The sequence below is a fragment of the Pseudomonas sp. FeN3W genome (assembly GCA_030263805.2).
GTDB classification, from domain to species: Bacteria; Pseudomonadota; Gammaproteobacteria; order Pseudomonadales; family Pseudomonadaceae; genus Stutzerimonas; species Stutzerimonas stutzeri_G.
Genome location: CP136010.1, coordinates 3,237,520 through 3,251,188 on the forward strand (window position 1 = coordinate 3,237,520; position 13,669 = coordinate 3,251,188).

Here is a 13,669-nt window from a genome sequence, read left to right on the forward strand (position 1 = left end):
CGCTATGGGTGATCGGCACGATTATGTCGCCCTGGAGTGGGTGAAAGGCGAGATTGCCGAGACGCTTAAGCAAGCGCGTCAGGCTCTGGAGGCGTTCGTCGAGAACCCACAGGACTCGACCCGGATGCGCTTTTGCCTGACCTATGTGCATCAGGTCCACGGCACTCTGCAGATGGTGGAGTTCTTCGGCGCAGCATTGCTCGCCGAGGAAATGGAACAGCTGGCGCGGGCCCTGCTCGACGAGCGGGTGGCCAATCAGGGTGAAGCGCTCGAGGTAATGATGCAGGCCATCCTGCAGCTGCCCGCTTATCTGGATCGCATTCAGAGTGCGCGCCGCGACCTGCCGATGGTGGTGCTGCCCCTACTTAACGATCTGCGCGCCGCTCGCGGGGAAAAGCTGCTTTCCGAAACCAGCCTGTTTTCACCCGACCTGTCCGGGCGCACGCCGGCGCTTTCCCAGGAGTCGGTCGAGCGTCTGCGTACGGACGAGCTGCCGACCCTGCTGCGCAAGCTGCGCCAGATGCTGCAGGTTGCGCTGGTTGGGGTGATTCGCAATCAGGACCTGCCGACCAATCTCGGCTACATGGCCCGAGTATTCGCTCGCCTGGAAATGCTCTGCAAGGATGCGCCCCTGGCAGCGCTATGGCAGATCGCCTCGGGCATGGTCGAAGGTCTCGCCAGTGGCGGCGTGAGCAACGGTACCTCGGTCCGCACCTTGTTGCGACAGGTCGACAAGCAGCTCAAGCGATTGGTCGAGGAAGGCGCTGATGGCCTCAATCAGGCTGCGCCCGATGAGCTGATCAAGAACCTGCTCTTCTACGTCGCCAAGGCGCCAGGGCAGACGCCCCGCATCCAGGCGCTCAAGCAGCTTTACCGCCTCGACGAAGCACTGCCGGACAGCGCCATCGTCGATCAGGAGCGTGCTCAGCTGGCGGGACCCGACCGGGGCGCGATGCGCTCGGTGGTCGCTGCCCTTTGTGAAGAGCTGGTGCGGGTGAAGGACAGCCTGGACCTGTTCGTGCGCAGCGATCGCAAGGTCATTGCCGAACTGGCCAGTCTCGAGGTCCCGCTCAAGCAGATCGCCGATACCTTGGCAGTGCTCGGTTTCGCCCAGCCGCGCAAGATCATTCTCGATCAGATCGTCCTCGTCCAGTCGGTAGCGCAGGGGCAACAGGCGCCCGACGACGCCGTGCTGATGGATATCGCCGGGGCGTTGCTCTATGTCGAAGCTACGCTGGCCGGCATGGTCGGCGGCCCCGCGGAGGAGCGCAGCGAAGCGAGCCACCTGCCGACCACCGATGTTGCGCAGATTCATCAGTTGGTCATTCGCGAAGCGCGTAACGGGCTGGAGCAGGCCAAGGACGCGATCATCGAATTCATTGCCTCGCAATGGAACCACGAGCATCTGGCCCGGGTGCCGGACCTGCTCACTCAGGTTCGCGGCGGTCTGGCGATGATTCCCCTGGAGCGTGCTGCGGCCCTGCTGCAAGCCTGCAATGGTTATATCCAGGATCAGCTCCTGGCGCGCCAGGCCGTGCCGGACTGGCAGAGCCTGGACACCCTGGCTGACGCGATTACCAGCGTCGAGTATTACCTCGAGCGACTGTCCGAGGATTGCGGTACCCAGGGCGATCTGATTCTAGATGTGGCTGAAGAAAGCCTGCAGAACCTCGGCTATTCGCTGGGACATGCAAACGCGCCGGTGAGGGCTGCGGCGGCCGAGAACGAGTTCGCCGATCCGCTGGACGAAATCGAAGTGCTGCCCGAGGAGCCGGAGGCAAGTCTGGATGCATTCGACTCCATGGCGGCCGGCCAGCAAGCGTTTCCGGCTCCAGTTCCAACCGAGCTTGAGCCCTTGAGCGAGGCGCCAGCGCAGCTCGAGAGCCATGATCCGGAAAGCGCGTCCGAGACCGAGGAAAGCGGAAACGAGTGGACGCTGGAAGAACTGTCCGGCGATGAAGAAATCGTTTTCAACCTGCCAGAAGAAATGCCGGCGTCTGAACCGCTCCCAGACTCACCTGAGTTGGACTTGAGCGAATGGAGCGATGCGCAGGTCGCCGAACTCGATCTTCCGGAAGTGAGCCTGCCAGATTATTCCGAGCCTGAAGCCTTGCAGGTCGAGGTCGAGCCAGTACTCAGCCTCGAGGAGGTCATGGCGGCTCCGGTCGCAGCCATCAACCCGCCTGCTCAGGATGTACCGCCTAGCCTCCTGCCGCCTCCTGCCGACGAAGAGCCGGTCGACGAGGATCTGCTGGAAGTCTTCATCGAGGAAGCCGCAGAAGTTCTGGAGGCGATTGGCGAGCAATTGCCACTCTGGCTTGCCGACAGTGACGACAAGGATGCCCTGGGTGAAGTGCGACGTGCATTCCACACGCTCAAGGGCAGTGGGCGGATGGTGCGTGCACTGGTCATCGGCGAGTTGGCCTGGTCCATCGAAAACCTGCTCAATCGGGTTCTCGATCGCAGCATCCAGCCGAGCGACTCGGTGAGGCAGGTCGTGAGCGATGTCGTTGTGCTGATGCCGGCCCTCGTCGATGAATTCGCGGCCAAGGCCCAGCGCCAGCGTGACGACGTCGATCACCTTGCAGCAGCCGCGCATGCCCTGGCCAAGGGGCAGTCCGTGGTGCTTTCGCAGCCTGCTGAGACGCCAGCTGCGATTGCGGACGAGCCAGCCTCGTCCGTGGCGGCGCAAGACGATGACGATGCGCTGGACCCCCAGCTGCTGGAAATTTTTCGCAACGAGGCCGAATCGCATCTGACCACGCTGGTCAGTTTTCTCGCCGATTGCGCCCAGCGCCTGCCGCAGCCGGTGACCGATGCGCTGCAACGTGCCTTGCACACGCTCAAGGGTAGTGCGCATATGGCTGGCATCCTGCCGGTGGCGGAGATCGCCACGCCTCTGGAGAAGATGGTCAAGGAGTTCAAGACCAACCTGATCCAGATGGATCTGGCCGAAGCCGAGCTGCTACATGAGGCCGAGCTACTGTTGCGCCAGGGGCTGGCCAATCTCGATCACGAACCGCTGGCGCCGATAGACGGCGCCCCGGAATTCCTGGCCAAGGTGCACGCCCTGCATCAGGCCAGACTGGTCGAAGCGGGCGCCCGCCAGCATAACGATGCCGGTGAGGCCCGCGATCCTAGTGTGATCGCACTGTTCCTCTCTGAAGGCATGGACATTCTGCTGGATGCCGAAGATTTGCTGCGCAGCTGGCGCGAGCATCCTGCCGAGCGTCAGGAACTCTCCGCTCTGCTGCAGGAGCTGACCACGCTCGGACAGGGCGCGAAGATGGCCGACCTGCCGCAGATGGACGCGTTGTGCCAAGTGCTGCTGCGTTTGTACGCGGTGGTTGAGGAGGGGCGGCTGGCAGTCAGCGAGCGCTTCTTCGACGACGTCGAGCAGGGCCATGAGGCGCTGGTCGGCATGATGGATCAGGTGGCGGCCGCACTGCAGGTGAGTGAGCAGTCGGAGTTGGTGGCGCGCCTCGAAGCATTGCTCGCCGAAGCCATTGACCCACTGGCTCTGGAGCAACCAGGCGATCTCGAGCCGATTGGGGCTCCTGGCGAGATTTCGCTGACAGAATTGCCCGCCGAAGCCGAAGCCGAAGCCGAAGCCGAAGCCGAAGCCGAAGCCGAAGCCGAAGCCGAAGCCTGGCCCGAAGAAGAGGTCCTGCAAGACGAGGTGCAGGACGATCTCGATCATGAAATGGTTGAGATTTTTCTCGATGAAGCCGTCGACCTGATGGAAAGCGCCGGCCATGCGCTGGATCGTTGGCTCGCTGATCCGGCCAACCAGATGGCGCTCTCGGCTCTGCTGCGCGACCTTCATACCCTCAAGGGCGGTGCTCGGATGGCAGCGATCCGGCCGATCGGCGACCTGGCCCATGAGCTGGAATCGCTTTACGAGGGGCTTTCCGACGGTCGCTACGTCCATTCCGCCCCGCTTGCAGCGCTTTTGCAGCGCAGCCACGATCATCTGGCATTGCAACTCGAGCAGTTGCAGCGCGAGATGCCGATGAGCAGTGCTGATGCGCTGATCGAAGCGATGAAAGCCTTCCGTCAGGGCGCTCTGCCATCGGCATTCGACAGCGTTGACTCGACTGACGCAGCCCTGCCAGCTGTTGAGGCGGATACGGATCCCAACCTGAGCCGACCGGAGAGCGATCCTGCTCTGTCGCTGGACGAGCCGCTGGACGCCGATGCGTTTGATTTGCCGCTGCCCGAAGTCGATGAGGATCCGGCCGAGGCGAATGGGGGCGAGGATGAGATCGCAGCGGACGATAGCTCCGCATCAGAGGCCTCATTCAGCGAAGAGCTGGATGAGATCGAACTCAGCCTTCCCGACGTGGATGAGGCGCCGGTAGCATTCGAAGCGGTGCCGCCCGCCGAGGAGCACGACCCGGTCGAGCGCGATCCCGAATTGGTGGAGATCTTCCTCGAAGAGGGGTTCGACCTCATCGAGAGCGCTGCGGGTGGTTTGCAACGCTGGATGGCGGATGTCGACAACAGCTTCGAACTCGAGGCATTGCAGCGCGATCTGCATACCCTCAAGGGCGGGGCCCGGATGGCCGATATCCGCGAAATCGGTGATCTCTCGCACGAACTCGAATTTCTTTACGAAGGTCTGTGTGCCGGTAGCTACCGGGCCAGCCCGGAATTGTTCGGCCTACTGCAGGCCTGTCAGGATCGCCTGGCGGAAATGCTCGAGGCGGTGCGGGGCCATCGGCCGGTGCCGGCGGGCGATGCGCTGATCGAGACGATCCGCCACTTTCGCAACAACCCCGATGAGCAACTGAGCATTCCCAGCAGCGTATCGCTGAAGGCCGCTCAGGAGGATGCGCAGCAGTCTGCCGAAGCCGAAATTCTCGACATCTTTGTCGAGGAGGCCGACGACCTGCTGGAGGAAATGGAGTCGGCGCTCGGCCGTTGGGATGCCGGCCGCGAGGATGCCGCCCCGTTGGCTGACATGCTCCGCGTGCTGCACACGCTGAAAGGCGGTGCGCGGCTGGCTGGGCAGACCGCACTGGGCAACATGGCCCATGATCTGGAACAGCGGCTGAGCGAGGCACAACAGCAGGGCGCCCCCTGGGCGGATAGCCTGTTTCTCGATGTGCAGCACGGCTACGACGCGTTGCTGAAGGATGTCGAGCAACTTCGGGCGAACCTGGCGAGCGAGGGCGGCGAGGCTTTGCAGCCGGAGCCGCTGGAACTTGAGCCACAGTTGCCGCGCGAGCCAGTGGCTCTGGAGCAACCGATCGTCGCAGCCAGTACCTTGCCGAAGCCGAGCGCTAGCCCGGCGAAGGTGCTGCCATTCATTCGACGCGCACAGCTGGCCGCTCAGGAGGCTGCCGCGCGGCGGGCGCCGCAGGAGTTGGTCAAGGTCCCCGCAGAACTGCTGGAGGGCTTGGTCAACCTGGCGGGTGAAACATCGATCTTCCGCGGCCGGGTCGAGCAGCAGGTCAGCGACGTCGGCTTCACCCTTGGCGAGATGGAAGCGACTATCGAACGGGTACGCGACCAGCTGCGCCGATTGGATACCGAAACCCAGGCACAGATTCTCAGTCGCTACCAGGCTGAAGCCGAGCGCGCCGGCTATGACGATTTCGATCCGTTGGAAATGGACCGCCATTCGCAGTTGCAGCAGCTTTCGCGTGCGCTATTCGAGTCGGCATCCGACTTGCTCGATCTGAAGGAAACCCTGGCGGCGCGTAATCGCGACGCCGAAACGCTGCTGTTGCAGCAGGCACGGGTCAATACCGAGCTCCAGGAAGGCCTCATGCGTACCCGCATGGTGCCGTTCGAACGCCTGGTTCCGCGCCTGCGGCGGATCGTTCGGCAGGTCGCCGGCGAACTGGGCAAGCAGGTCGAGTTCATGGTCGGTAACGCCACCGGCGAGATGGACCGCAGCGTGCTCGAACGAATCGTCGCGCCGCTGGAGCACATGCTGCGCAACGCCGTCGATCACGGTATCGAGCCGGTCGAGCGTCGTCGCGCAGCCGGCAAGCCCGAACAGGGCGTGATTCGTCTGGATCTGGCCCGTGAGGGCGGCGATATCGTGCTGACGCTGGCGGACGACGGCGGTGGCATCAATCTGGATGCGGTGCGGCGCAAGGCGATCGAGCGCGGACTGATGTCCGCCGATAGCGACCTGTCTGAGCATGAAATCCTGCAGTTCATCCTCGAAGCCGGCTTCTCCACCGCGGAGCGCGTCACGCAGATCTCCGGACGCGGCGTCGGCATGGACGTGGTGCACTCGGAAGTGAAGCAGCTCGGCGGATCGATGAGTATCGAGTCGACGCTCGGACAGGGCACGCGTTTCCTGATTCGCCTGCCGTTCACGGTGTCGGTGAACCGCGCGCTGATGGTGTACTCCGGCGAGGATCTGTATGCGATTCCGCTGAATACCATCGAAGGTATCGTGCGGGTCTCGCCGTACGAGCTGGAGGCCTATTACCAGCCGGATGCGCCGCGCTTCGAATATGCCGGTCAGGCTTACGAGCTGCGTTACCTCGGCGATCTCTTGAACAACGGCCAGAAGCCCAAGCTGGTGGGGCAGAGCCTGCCGCTGCCGGTGATTCTGGTGCGCTCGAAAGAACACAGCGTTGCGGTACAGGTCGACAGCCTCGCCGGTTCTCGTGAAATCGTGGTGAAGAGCCTCGGGCTGCAGTTTGCCGGCGTACATGGCATTTCCGGCGCGACCATCCTCGGCGATGGCCGGGTCGTGGTGATTCTGGACCTGCTGGCGACCATCCGCGTGCTCCATGCGCACCAGCTCACTCAACTGCAACAGCCGCGCCTGATCGATCAGGTGCAGGAGCCGGTCGAGGTCGAAAGCGAACGACCGACGCTGGTCATGGTGGTCGATGATTCGGTCACCGTGCGCAAGGTCACCAGCCGTCTGCTGGAGCGCAATGGCATGAACGTGCTGACCGCCAAGGACGGGGTGGATGCCATCACTCAGCTGCAGGAGCGCAAGCCGGACATCATGCTGCTGGATATCGAGATGCCGCGCATGGACGGCTTCGAGGTGGCCACGCTGGTTCGCCACGACGAGCGTTTGAAGGATCTGCCGATCATCATGATCACCTCGCGTACCGGCGAGAAGCACCGTGATCGCGCGCTGACCATCGGCGTCAACGAGTACCTCGGCAAGCCTTATCAGGAGTCGGTGTTGCTCGAGGCCATTCAGCGCTTGGTCCACGCCGATGTCTGACGTTCTCTGTGCACGCATTGCGGTACTCGCCGATACCTCGCTGCAGCGTCACGTGCTGCAGCAGGCTTTGACCGGCAGTGGCTATCAAGTGGTCTTGAACAATGACCCGGCGCGCCTCGAACCGGCGGACCTGGATAGCACCGAAGCCGATCTCTGGCTGGTCGACCTGGCGCAGACCGAGGACTCGCCGTTGGTGGATGCGTTGCTCGAACGCGACACCACGCGGGTGCTGTTCGGTGAGGGGCATGCGCCGGAGCGGCATTCGGAGTTCTACCCGCGCTGGGAGCGCAGCCTGTTCAGCAAGCTGAAACGCCTGGTCGGTGACCCATCCCGGGCGGTAGGGCCGCGCCTGGACGTGCTGCAGGGCGAAGGAAAACGCCCCGAGCGCCTGACGCTGCCGTCGCTGCTGGCCGATAGCGCACTGCATGCCGGTGAGCCGGCAAGCCAGGTATGGCTGCTGGCGGCTTCGCTCGGCGGGCCGGAAGCCGTGAAGGCCTTCCTGGACGCGCTGCCTGGCGGCCTGCCCGTCGGTTTCATCTATGCCCAGCATATCGAAGCCAGCTTCGAGTCTGCGCTGTCGCAGGCCGTGGGCCGTCATAGCCAGTGGCAGGTTCAGCAAGTGTGCCCTGGCCAGCCGGTGCGTTGCGGCGAAGTGATCATTGCGCCGATCGGCGAGGAGCTAGGGTTCGAGTCCGATGGCAGCACCCGGCTGAATGGCCGTTGCTGGCCTGAGCCGTATAGCCCGTCGATCGACCAGATGATGCTGAACCTGGCCCAGCAGTTCGGCCAGCGTTGCGGTGTCATCGCCTTCAGTGGCATGGGCAGCGACGGCAGTGCGGCTGCTGCATACGTGCTGCGTCAGGGTGGCAGGGTCTGGACGCAGCGAGCCGACTCCTGTGCCTGCTCCAGCATGCCTGACAACCTTCGCGAAGGCGGCTACAGCTCCTACAGCGGTGACCCTCGCGAGCTGGCGCAAGCCTTGGTCAATCATCTGGTGAGCCAGGTCGGTACGCCCGCCACGTCTTTTCAACGGGATAACTCATGAGTCAAATGGTCGTTTCTCAGGAGGCGGAAAGCCTCACCGGGCTGCTGATGCCGCTTGCCGATCGGGTGTTGTTGATGCCCAACGTGGCCGTCGCTGAGCTGATTCCCTATCGCGCTCCGCAAGCGGTGCAGGGCATGCCCGCATGGTTTCTCGGGCAGGTGCAGTGGCGTGACCTGAACCTGCCATTGCTGTCGTTCGAGGCCGCGTCCAGTGGTCAGGCGCAACCGGTGGGCAGTTCGGCGCGGGTTGCCGTGCTCAACGCGGTTGGTGGGCGCGACCATGTCAAGTTCATCGCGTTGCTGGTGCAGGGCATCCCGCACTCGATCAAGGTCGACGCCAGCCTTGCGCGCGCGGATGTGGCGCTGGCCCCGCTTGAACTGGATGCGGTCAACCTTGGTGACGTACAGCCGCGAATCCCCGATCTGATCGGTCTGGAGCAGAAGCTCGCTGATGCTGGCCTGATCTGATCGAGGCCGCCAGCCGGCCCGTCGTCAGAAATCGCCCCAAAGCTGCTGTGCCACGCTCAACGCTACCACCGGAGCGGTCTCGGTGCGCAGCACTCGCGGGCCGAGTCGAGCAGGCTGAAACCCCTGGTTGGCCGCCTGTTCGACTTCGCTCTCGCTCAAACCACCTTCCGGCCCGATCAGAAAAGCCAATGTCTGGGGCCTGGCATGGCTCGTCAGCGGCTCGGCCACTGGATGCAGCACGAGCTTCAGGTCTGCCTCGACAGGCAACCAGTCACGCAGGCTCACTGGCGAATGGATGACCGGCAGCACCGACCGGCCGCATTGCTCGCAGGCGCTGATCGCGATCTGCCGCCAATGCGCCAGACGTTTGTCGGCACGCTCATCGCTCAGGCGCACTTCGCACCGCTCGCTGACGATGGGGGTGATCTGCGTTACGCCCAGCTCGGTGGCCTTCTGAATGGCCCAATCCATCCGCTCGCCGCGGGAAAGGCCCTGCCCGAGGTGAATCCGTAGTGGCGACTCCGGCATTCCCGTCACGCGCTCGTGCAGCTCGACGATGACGGATTTCTTGCCGACTTCCAGCAGTTCGCCGCGAAATTCACTGCCGCTACCATCGAACAGTTGAACCGCGCTGCCGGCCGAAAGCCGCAGCACTCGGCTGATGTAGTGGGCCGATGCTTCAGGCAGTGGATGCCGGCCAAGGGAAAGGAGGGCGTCGATGAAGAAACGGGATAGGCGCATGGAGGCAGCTGCAGGCGGCGAGTTGGAGACGGCAAGTCTAAAGCATCGGCAACCTGGCTCGCAGGCTGCCGATGCTTCTCATCAGCCCGGGTCTCTGAAGCCCGGATAGAGGCCAGTCGCTACCGAGGCCCTGGATGCATCTCGGGTGGCGATGTCGATCCCCTCGGTGGCGACTGTCGCGAGAAAGTCGATCTGTTCCTCGGTGATGCAATAGGGCGGCAGGAAATACACCACGCTACCGAGCGGGCGCAACAGTGCGCCGCGCTCCAGCGCATGCTGGTAGACCTTCAGGCCGCGGCGCTCTTGCCAGGGATAGGCCGTGCGGCTGGCCTTGTCCTGAACCATCTCGATGGCCAGCGCCATGCCGGTCTGGCGGACCTCGGCCACGTGCGGATGCTCGACCAGGTGCGCGGTGGCGCTCGCCATGCGCGCGGCCAGCGCCTTGTTCGCTTCGATGACATTGTCCTCGGCGAAGATATCCAGCGTCGCCAGTGCCGCGGCGCAGGCCAGCGGGTTGCCGGTGTAGGTGTGCGAATGGAGGAAGGCGCGCAGCGTCGAATAGTCGTCGTAGAACGCCCGGTACATCCGGTCGGTGGTGAGCACTGCGGCCATCGGCAGATAGCCGCCGGTCAAGGCTTTGGACAGGCAAAGGAAGTCTGGCGTGATGTCAGCCTGCTCGCAGGCGAACATGCTGCCGGTGCGGCCGAAGCCGACCGCGATCTCGTCGTGGATCAGGTGGACTTGGTAGCGGTCGCAGGCCTCGCGCAGCAGCTTCAGATATACCGGGTGGTACATGCGCATGCCGCCGGCGCCCTGGATCAGCGGTTCGACGATGACCGCGGCGATGTCCTGGTGGTGTTCGGCCAGGGTCTGTTCCATGTGCGCGAACATCTGCCGCGAATGCTCTTCCCAGCTTACGCCCTCGGGACGCAGGTAGCAGTCCGGGCTCGGCACCTTGAAGGTATCCAGTAGCAGCGGCTTGTAGGTGTCGGTGAAGAGGGCGACGTCGCCCACCGACATGGCGGCAACGGTTTCGCCGTGATAGCTGTTGGTCAGGGTGACGAAGCGCTGCTTCTGCCCGCGTCCGCTGTTGCGCCAGTAGTGGAAGCTCATCTTCAGCGCCACTTCGATACCGGTCGAGCCGTTGTCGGTATAGAAGACCCGGTCCAGCCCGGCCGGCGCCAGTGCGACGAGCCGCTCCGACAGCTCCACCACCGGCTGATGGCTGAAGCCGGCCAGCATCACGTGCTCGAGCTGGTCGACCTGATCCTTGATGCGCTGATTGATGCGCGGGTTGGCATGGCCGAACACGTTGACCCACCAGGAGCTGACCGCATCCAGGTAGCGCTTGCCGTCGAAATCCTCCAACCAAACGCCTTCGCCGCGACGAATGGGAATCAGCGGCAGCTGTTCGTGATCTTTCATCTGGGTGCAGGGATGCCAGAGTACGGCAAGGTCGCGTTGCATCCAGCTGTCGTTCAGGCTCATCGTTACTCCTCCGCAATGAGTCGCGAAGCCTAGCAGAAGCGCTTGGGCATGACTTGATGCGATCGGTAATCGATTTACTCGATGTTTCAAAGCGAAAAAATGCGCTCTATTCCGATAGGTAACCGGCTAGGCTTCTAGGCCTGAATTTGAAGGAAGATTCGATGCACTGGCGTAACACCTCAACGAACTATGGGCTGACCAGCATTGCCTTGCACTGGTTGGTGGCCATCGTCGTATTCGGCCTGTTCGGCCTGGGCTTCTGGATGGTTGGGCTGAATTACTACAGCAGCTGGTATCGCACCGCGCCGGATCTGCACAAGAGCATTGGCATCGTGCTGTTTATGGTCATGCTGCTGCGGGTGCTCTGGCGTTTCGTCAGCCCTGCGCCGGCGCCGCTGGCGAGCCAGGGGCGGCTGACCCGGATTGCGGCCAGGCTCGGTCACAGCCTGCTGTACCTCGGCCTGTTCCTGGTGATGATCTCGGGTTACCTGATCTCCACCGCCGATGGCCGGCCGATCAGCGTGTTCGGCCTGTTCGAGGTGCCGGCGCTGATCACTTCCATTCCCGATCAGGCCGACAGTGCCGGGTTGGTTCACGAATACGCTGCCTGGGCGCTGGTGATCTTCGCCGTGGTACACGCCCTGGCCGCGCTCAAGCACCACTTCATCGACCGTGACGCGACACTCAAGCGCATGCTCGGTCGTGCTGCCGGTTAATCACCCCCGATAGGAGAATCCATCGATGCTCAAGAAAACCCTCGCCGCACTGGTCCTCGGTTCCGCACTGGTCGGCGGCCAGGCATTCGCTGCCGACTACGCCATCGACAAGCAGGGCCAGCACGCCTTCGTCAACTTCAAGATCAGCCACCTCGGCTACAGCTGGCTGTGGGGCACGTTCAAGGATTTCGATGGCAGCTTCAGTTTCGATGCGGACAAGCCGGAGGCGAGCAAGGTCAACGTCACGCTGAAGACCGCCAGCGTCGACACCAACCACGCCGAGCGCGACAAGCACCTGCGCAGCGACGATTTCCTCAACGTTGACAAGCACCCGACAGCGACCTTCGAGTCGACTTCGGTGAAGTCCACCGGCGACGGCACCGCTGACATCACCGGCAACCTGACGCTCAACGGCGTGACCAAGCCGGTGGTGATCGCCGCCAAGTTCATCGGCGAGGGCGATGATCCCTGGGGTGGCTACCGTGCCGGTTTCGAGGGCAGTACCACACTGACGCTCAAGGACTTCGACATCAAGATGGACCTTGGGCCAGCGTCGCAAACGGTCGATCTGATCATCTCGGTCGAAGGTGTGCGCAAGTAAGCGCACCCGTGGAACCCGAACGCCGGCATCTTGCCGGCGTTCTGCGTTTGCCAAGATATGTATCGGCGCTTCTTGCGTGTCGAATGGGTCTATGACGCACCTTTTGCAACATTTGCAGCAGGCCCGACGAGTCTTTTCAGGTTTACAGACAGTCATGGATGTAAGTATATTTCGGTCCTTTCCGCTCTTCGCGTCTGCGGCGCGCTGTTGCCCATTCCCGCCTGCCAGGTTTTCAAGAGGTCTAACCATGCCAATCAAGTCAGCCAATGCTGCCCTGATCTCCATTCTCGCCGTGGCTGTGTTCCTCGCAGGCTGCGAGGAACAGGATGCTCCACCCCCCCAGGAGGCTCCACGGGTCGGCATCGTCACCCTGCAGGCTGAACCCTTATCGCTGACCACCGAGCTGCCGGGGCGTACCCGCGCCTACCGCATCGCCGAGGTGCGCCCGCAGGTCAACGGCATCATCCAGAAGCGCCTGTTCACCGAAGGCAGCGACGTCAAGGCCGGGCAACAGCTCTATCAGATCGATCCGTCGGTGTACGAGGCCACGCTGAAGAGTGCTCAGGCGAGCGTCGCTTCCAGCAAGTCGCTGGCCGACCGCTACGCCGACTTGGTCAAGGATCAGGCCGTCAGCAAGCAGGCCTATGACGAGGCGCGGGCCGCCAGCCTGCAGGCCGAAGCGGAGCTGGAGCGCGCGCGGATCGATGTGCGCTACACCAAGGTGCTGGCACCCATTTCCGGCCGCATCGGCCGTTCCGCCGTCACAGAGGGGGCGCTGGTCAGCAATGGCCAGGCGCAGGAGCTGGCGACCATTCAGCAGCTTGACCCGATCTACGTCGACGTGACCCAGCCGGCCCGTGATCTGCTCGCCTTGCGTCGCGACCTGGAAGAGGGCCGCCTGCAGAAGGCCGGCGAGAATGCCGCCAAGGTGACCCTGACGCTGGAAGACGGCAGCGCCTACCCCCATGAAGGCAAGCTTGAATTCAGCGAGGTCACGGTAGATTCCGGCACCGGTTCGGTGACCCTGCGGGCGGTGCTGCCCAACCCCGACAAGGTACTGCTGCCCGGCATGTTCGTGCATGCGCAACTGGTGGCGGGCCTGAAGAGCGAGGCGATCCTGGTGCCGCAGCAGGGCGTGACCCGCAATTCCAAGGGCGAGCCCACGGCAATGGTGGTCAATGCCGAGAACAAGGTCGAACTGCGCACGATCAAGACCGAGCGCACGATCGGCAATCGCTGGCTGGTGGGTGAGGGGCTGCAACCGGGCGATCGGGTGATCACCGAGGGGCTGCAGTTCATCCAGCCGGGCGTCGAGGTCGATGCCGTTCCGGCGACCAATGTCGACAATATTGGGGTGCCTGCCGGGCCCCAAGGCCAAGAAGGCTGAGGGGTTCCTAGTTC

General features: G+C 63.3%; 8 protein-coding genes. 6 read left to right on the forward strand and 2 right to left on the reverse strand.

Features of this window, described 5'->3' with window-relative positions:
* The first annotated feature begins 4 nt into the window (after positions 1–4).
* The 3 genes from P5704_015365 to P5704_015375 are packed head-to-tail and all read left to right on the forward strand — an operon-like array spanning position 5 to position 8,722.
* Positions 5–7,210 (forward strand): Hpt domain-containing protein, encoded by a 7,206-nt coding sequence (locus P5704_015365; protein WOF81250.1) that lies wholly within the window; start codon positions 5–7, stop codon positions 7,208–7,210.
* Positions 7,203–8,255 (forward strand): chemotaxis protein CheB, encoded by a 1,053-nt coding sequence (locus tag P5704_015370; GenBank protein ID WOF77432.1) that lies wholly within the window; start codon positions 7,203–7,205, stop codon positions 8,253–8,255. Before P5704_015365 ends, P5704_015370 begins: the two co-directional genes overlap by 8 nt.
* Complete coding sequence (locus tag P5704_015375) at positions 8,252–8,722, forward strand: chemotaxis protein CheW (GenBank protein ID WOF77433.1); 471 nt, start codon at positions 8,252–8,254, stop codon at positions 8,720–8,722. Before P5704_015370 ends, P5704_015375 begins: the two co-directional genes overlap by 4 nt.
* Positions 8,723–8,746: 24 nt before the next feature.
* On the opposite strand, the gene P5704_015380 is transcribed toward P5704_015375, so the two are convergent.
* Both P5704_015380 and P5704_015385 read right to left on the reverse strand, forming a co-directional pair.
* Positions 8,747–9,463, reverse strand: a complete 717-nt coding sequence (locus P5704_015380; GenBank protein ID WOF77434.1) for a 16S rRNA (uracil(1498)-N(3))-methyltransferase — start codon at positions 9,461–9,463, stop codon at positions 8,747–8,749.
* A gap of 81 nt (positions 9,464–9,544) precedes the next feature.
* Positions 9,545–10,951 (reverse strand): adenosylmethionine--8-amino-7-oxononanoate transaminase, encoded by a 1,407-nt coding sequence (locus tag P5704_015385; protein WOF77435.1) that lies wholly within the window; start codon positions 10,949–10,951, stop codon positions 9,545–9,547.
* 161 nt (positions 10,952–11,112) lie between these two features.
* Here P5704_015385 and P5704_015390 point away from each other — a divergent pair, with 161 nt between their 5' ends.
* The 3 genes from P5704_015390 to P5704_015400 all read left to right on the forward strand — a co-directional run bounded on the left by P5704_015390 (position 11,113) and on the right by P5704_015400 (position 13,655).
* Positions 11,113–11,667 carry a cytochrome b gene (locus tag P5704_015390; protein ID WOF77436.1) on the forward strand — a complete coding sequence of 185 codons (555 nt, stop codon included), beginning with the start codon at positions 11,113–11,115 and terminating at the stop codon, positions 11,665–11,667.
* A gap of 25 nt (positions 11,668–11,692) precedes the next feature.
* Positions 11,693–12,268: a YceI family protein gene (locus P5704_015395; protein WOF77437.1), complete on the forward strand. Its 576-nt coding sequence runs from the start codon at positions 11,693–11,695 to the stop codon at positions 12,266–12,268.
* A 247-nt stretch (positions 12,269–12,515) separates the two neighbouring features.
* Entirely contained in the window at positions 12,516–13,655 is a 1,140-nt protein-coding gene (locus tag P5704_015400) for an efflux RND transporter periplasmic adaptor subunit (protein WOF77438.1), read from the forward strand.
* The last annotated feature ends 14 nt before the right edge of the window (positions 13,656–13,669 follow it).

What these genes read in the sequence shown, in the direction of transcription:
- P5704_015365 (WOF81250.1), top strand. Translation starts at nt 5, where the DNA reads ATGGGTGATCGGCACGATTATGTCGCCCTGGAGTGGGTGAAAGGCGAG.
- P5704_015370 (WOF77432.1), top strand. Translation starts at nt 7,203, where the DNA reads ATGTCTGACGTTCTCTGTGCACGCATTGCGGTACTCGCCGATACCTCG.
- P5704_015375 (WOF77433.1), top strand. Translation starts at nt 8,252, where the DNA reads ATGAGTCAAATGGTCGTTTCTCAGGAGGCGGAAAGCCTCACCGGGCTG.
- P5704_015380 (WOF77434.1), bottom strand. Translation starts at nt 9,463, where the DNA reads ATGCGCCTATCCCGTTTCTTCATCGACGCCCTCCTTTCCCTTGGCCGG.
- P5704_015385 (WOF77435.1), bottom strand. Translation starts at nt 10,951, where the DNA reads ATGAGCCTGAACGACAGCTGGATGCAACGCGACCTTGCCGTACTCTGG.
- P5704_015390 (WOF77436.1), top strand. Translation starts at nt 11,113, where the DNA reads ATGCACTGGCGTAACACCTCAACGAACTATGGGCTGACCAGCATTGCC.
- P5704_015395 (WOF77437.1), top strand. Translation starts at nt 11,693, where the DNA reads ATGCTCAAGAAAACCCTCGCCGCACTGGTCCTCGGTTCCGCACTGGTC.
- P5704_015400 (WOF77438.1), top strand. Translation starts at nt 12,516, where the DNA reads ATGCCAATCAAGTCAGCCAATGCTGCCCTGATCTCCATTCTCGCCGTG.